Genomic DNA, 1,257 nt, shown 5'->3' with positions numbered 1-1,257 from the left:
AGCATTGGCAAGTACCTTAAGACGTTTAACATCCTGTTCATGCAGCATATCAATGTGCGTGTTTTGGTCGTTGATACGGTCAGTCAGTTGCTGGATTTCGGTTGCTTGGTCGCCGTTGACTTTCTTTTGTTTTTCGTACTCAGAAAGGTAGTAAAAACTTTCGACTATAGCTACGGCTGCAACACCAATCAGAACAATGATCGTGTAGTGGGTTAGCGTGAATTTCATGACAAAAACATCTGTTGCTCAGATGCCCTGCGCTTAGCCAGCCCGTTCATCACCTTACCTGCCGCTTTATCCCATCGGGGGAACTCCGCCGCCGCGCCTTTGTAGTCACCGGCATTGAGTTTCTTCAATAAAGTAGAACCGGAGAAGTTGCCGCTGCCGCAATTGAAGATAAAGGAACATAGGGCATCAAACTGACCTTGAGTCAGTGGCACCTTAACCAATCGCTCCAGTGTGGCGTAAGCGAATGTGAGGTCATCGTGTAAAAAATCTTCGGCCTGCTGCTCTGTAATCACATCGCCTTTCTTAACACCTTTTGTATGCCCGTAGCCAATCGTCCACGGAATGCCTCCCGTTGCAGGATCGGGATAGGCTTTTAGTTTCAGGCCTTCATATTGCTGGATGAAGCCCAGACCGTTTTTACTGATTTTCATTATCTGTTCACTCCAAACTTGTTTTTGAAGAACGTCAAGACCGCATCAAAAATTGACCCAATTTTCTTGGTTCCTAAAAAGCCAATCAGTACACCGAAGAACTGAGCAAGACTCAGTGGTAACTGTGCGTACTCCAGTGCGTTAATAATCCCGACACTGATTGCCGCACAGATAAAGGCTTCGACTAATGAGGCTTTCCAGCTTGAGCCATCCCTTTTCTCCCGGGCGAATGCAGTCGATGCAGCCAGAAACATTCCCCCCAGAAAGGGAGCATTGATAATTAACCAGTCCCAGACATGCGCCCAGAACTCCGTGTCTTTTTCAGTCATACGCATAATCCACCCCATTAGAACAATGGGCGTCCGTGGGGGTGAGTTATGTCAGCCCCGGTGAGTTAAGTTAATAGGAGGTCGATATGGGAACAGGAGCAGGTGAGAGTTAAGTTAAGCTGTCAGTCGTAACAAGCTTAAATACTTTAAATCCCGATGACTGAGATTCCGTTTTGTATTTTTCAATACTCAATCTCATTCTTTGTTTTCCCAGTTCGGTTAAGTTAAGCGGCTTACCCAATTCATTTAAGTAATCCATAGACGCTTTT

Annotated in this window: 3 protein-coding genes; all 3 read right to left on the bottom strand. The window is 45.9% G+C overall.

Annotated features, from left to right (window positions below):
• The coding region (locus Xhom_RS24905; protein ID WP_476756459.1) for a lysis system spanin subunit at positions 1-228 on the bottom strand (228 nt) is incomplete at its 3' end.
• Positions 225-659: a lysozyme gene (locus Xhom_RS24900; RefSeq protein WP_069315412.1), complete on the bottom strand. Its 435-nt coding sequence runs from the start codon at positions 657-659 to the stop codon at positions 225-227. The genes Xhom_RS24905 and Xhom_RS24900, both read right to left, overlap by 4 nt.
• On the bottom strand, positions 659-994 hold the full coding sequence (locus Xhom_RS24895; RefSeq protein WP_169928579.1) for a phage holin, lambda family: 336 nt from the start codon (positions 992-994) through the stop codon (positions 659-661). The genes Xhom_RS24900 and Xhom_RS24895 overlap by 1 nt, the downstream gene beginning before the upstream one ends.
• Positions 995-1,257: the final 263 nt, after the last annotated feature.

The organism is Xenorhabdus hominickii (assembly GCF_002632725.1).
GTDB lineage: Bacteria > Pseudomonadota > Gammaproteobacteria > Enterobacterales > Enterobacteriaceae > Xenorhabdus > Xenorhabdus hominickii.
The sequence above is the reverse complement of the archived record's forward strand: the minus strand, read 5'-3'. Positions and strand labels throughout refer to the sequence as shown.

Bases quoted from the DNA above. Each gene is read 5' to 3' on its own strand.
- Xhom_RS24900 (WP_069315412.1), bottom strand. From the start codon at position 659: ATGAAAATCAGTAAAAACGGTCTGGGCTTCATCCAGCAATATGAAGGC.
- Xhom_RS24895 (WP_169928579.1), bottom strand. From the start codon at position 994: ATGCGTATGACTGAAAAAGACACGGAGTTCTGGGCGCATGTCTGGGAC.